1 protein-coding gene is annotated in these 506 nt (G+C 77.3%); it reads left to right on the forward strand.

The genetic code is table 11. The features are described 5' to 3' along the window. Nucleotides 1-506 (forward strand): adenosylcobinamide-phosphate synthase CbiB (cbiB, locus tag GT354_RS38585; protein WP_161361040.1); only part of this gene is annotated, 506 nt, incomplete at both ends.

Here is a 506-nt window from a genome sequence, read left to right on the forward strand (position 1 = left end):
CCTGCGCCGCGAGGCCCGGGGGATCGCCGCCCCCCTCGTGGCCGGCGACCTCGCCGCCGCCAGGACCGCCCTGCCCCGGCTCGTCGGCCGGGACCCGGCCCGCCTCGACGAGAAGGGCATCGCCCGCGCCGTCGTCGAGTCGGTCGCCGAGAACACCTCCGACGCCGTCGTCGCCCCGCTCTGGTGGGGAGCGGTGGCCGGTATCCCAGGCCTGCTCGCCTACCGGGCGATCAACACGCTCGACGCCATGGTCGGCCACCACAGCCCGCGGTACGAGAACTTCGGTTGGGCCTCGGCCCGACTCGACGACGTCGCCAACTGGATCCCGGCCCGCCTCACCGGCCTGCTCACCGTCGCGGCGGCCCCGGTGGTCGGCGGCGACCCGATCAGGACCTGGACCGTGCTGCGCCGGGACGGAGCCAGTCACCCCAGCCCCAACGCCGGCCGCTGCGAGGCGTCCGCCGCCGGCGCCCTCGACGTCGGCCTCGGCGGCCGGCACGGCGGTA

It is taken from the genome of Streptomyces sp. SID3343 (assembly GCF_009865215.1).
Classification (GTDB): Bacteria; Actinomycetota; Actinomycetes; order Streptomycetales; family Streptomycetaceae; genus Embleya.